2 protein-coding genes are annotated in these 1,884 nt (G+C 61.8%); both read right to left on the reverse strand.

Annotated features, from left to right (window positions below; genetic code table 11):
* Positions 1-745 (reverse strand): substrate-binding domain-containing protein (locus EN935_RS33830; RefSeq protein ID WP_164771598.1); only part of this gene is annotated, 745 nt, incomplete at its 3' end.
* A gap of 50 nt (positions 746-795) precedes the next feature.
* Positions 796-1,791 carry an ABC transporter permease gene (locus tag EN935_RS33835; protein WP_127262447.1) on the reverse strand — a complete coding sequence of 332 codons (996 nt, stop codon included), beginning with the start codon at positions 1,789-1,791 and terminating at the stop codon, positions 796-798.
* Positions 1,792-1,884 lie beyond the last annotated feature (93 nt).

A 1,884-nucleotide genomic window follows, 5' to 3' on the forward strand; every position in this document is an offset into this window, starting at 1 on the left:
TGCCTTTATTGAGGCCGGCCTCATCGACAGCGATCTTCACGCCCTTGGCGAATTCGTCATAGGGAGCGAACATCACCTTGATGTCGGGATGAGCCGACAGCACCGAGCGCGCCTGATTGGCGACGGAGTTGGCGATCGGATTGTCGAGCGTGCCGAACATCGCGACTTCCTTGATGCCGGCATACTTCTTCTTCACGTCGACCCAGGTCTCGTTGCGGCGGTCGAGCGGCGCAATGCCGGCGACGTAGACATAGCCCGCATTCCAGCTCTCGCCATTGTCCTTGACCGCCTGCTCGAGCGCCAGGCGCGCAAGGTCGCGGTCGGACTGTTCGACCTGCGGGATCTTGGGGTTTTCGACATTGACGTCGAAGGCCACCACCTTGATGCCGGCATCCACTGCGCGCTGCGCGGCGTCCTTCATCGACTCCGTCAGGCCGTGCTGGATGATGATACCCTGCACGCCGAGCGCGATGGCCTGATCGACCATGTCGGACTGAAGAGCCGCATCCTGGCGGCTGTCGAGCACGCGCAGGTCGATGCCGAGCGCCTTCGATTGCGCCTCGACGCCCGAGAGATAGGCCTGGAAGAAGTCACCGGTCGAGAGATAACGCACCAGCGCGATCTTGACGCCAGGCTTGTCGAAAGGCGCCGGCTTGTCCGCGGCCAGAGCCGGGAACTGCATCAGCATGGTTGCGCCGGCCAATCCGAGCGCCACCTTCCCCAGAAGTCTTCTTGTAATGCTCACCTTGTTTTCCTCCACTCTTGTTGAACCCAAAATCCTGTTCCGGTCGAAAGCTACCTCCTGCCTCTGCCTGAAAGCGCAAAGGTGAAGACAAGGGCGATGACCAGAACCACGCCCTTGACGAAATCCTGCGTGTAGTAAGGCGCGTTCATCATCGTCAGGCCTTGCAGCAAGATGCCGACGAACAGCGCGCCGATGGCGGTGCCAAAGGCGTTCGGCTTGGCGGCGCCAAGCACCGCGTAGCCGATCAGCGCCGCGGCAACTGCATCGAGCAGCAGATTATTACCCGAGGCGATGTCGCCGCGTCCAAGCCGGGCAGCGAGCAAAATGCCGCCGATCGAGGCAAAAACACCTGAAATAACGTAGGCCCAGATCTTGTATGCCTTGACAGGCGCACCGGCGAGTTCGGCGGCGCGCTCATTGCTGCCGACGGCATACATCATGCGGCCGAAGCGGGTGTATTCGAGGAAGAACCAGATCAGCACGGCGAGCACGAGCAGCACCACGACCGACACCGGAATGAGGTTCGGGATGAAGAAATCAAAGCGGTGGCGGCCGAGCGCCAGGAAAGCATCGCTGAACTTGCCGTTGGCGACCGAACCGTCGGGCATGGTCATGCCGGTGGCGATCGAGCGGCCTTCGGTCGGAATGCGCTGCAAGCCGACGAGCAGGAACATCATGCCGAGCGTCGCCAGCAGATCGGGCACACGCATGTAGACGATCAGCCAGCCGTTGATCAGGCCGACAATGGCGCCGATCAGCAGGCAAACGACCACCGCGACAAGGGCGTTCTGCTCCAGCACCACCATCACATAGGCCGCTGCCATCATGGCGGAGGTGGCGACCGAGCCGATCGACAGATCAAAGCCGCCGACGACGAGCGTGGCGGTAACGCCGAGCGCCAGAACGCCGGTGATGGCGACCGACTGGAAGATGAAGACAGCACTTTGCGGCGAAACGAAACCGTCGGCGGCGATCGAGAAATAGGCGACGAGCCCGAACAAGAGCACGATGAAGCCGTAGCGGATGGCGTGGTCGCGCAGCGTCATTCAGCGCTCCCGCGCGCTGCTGCCGTCTTTACCCAACTCGAACCCATACTCTCTCCATTCCAATTCCTGTTAGCCACGCCCTTCAGGCCGCAC

This window comes from Mesorhizobium sp. M7D.F.Ca.US.004.03.1.1, assembly GCF_003998635.1.
GTDB classification, from domain to species: Bacteria; Pseudomonadota; Alphaproteobacteria; order Rhizobiales; family Rhizobiaceae; genus Mesorhizobium; species Mesorhizobium loti.